This is a genomic window from uncultured Jannaschia sp. (assembly GCF_947494055.1).
Taxonomy (GTDB): Bacteria; Pseudomonadota; Alphaproteobacteria; order Rhodobacterales; family Rhodobacteraceae; genus Jannaschia.
The window spans coordinates 1-248 of the sequence record NZ_CANLTR010000241.1 but is presented as its reverse complement, the minus strand read 5'-3'; the positions used below and the strand labels follow the sequence as shown (position 1 = coordinate 248).

1 protein-coding gene is annotated in these 248 nt (G+C 67.7%); it reads right to left on the bottom strand.

Annotated features, from left to right (window positions below; translation table 11 throughout):
• On the bottom strand, window positions 1-248 hold a 248-nt coding region (locus Q1A87_RS24010), incomplete at both ends, for a diguanylate cyclase (protein WP_299657445.1).

Below are 248 nucleotides of genomic sequence, written 5' to 3'. Positions count from 1 at the left end.
AGATCGGCTCTCTCGCTTGCCGTCTCGGACGCGATCGCGATCCCGGCGCTGGCCCCGACGAAGACCTGGTTGCCCAAGAGGTCGAAGGGCTGCGTCATGGACCTCATGACTGCATCGGCGAGACGCTCCACGTCAGCCCGGCCGGTCACACGCCCCTGCACGATGGCGAATTCGTCCCCGCCGAGCCGGGCGACCATGTCGTTTTCGCCCACGATCGCACAGAGACGGCGGGCGACAGCGCGGATCAG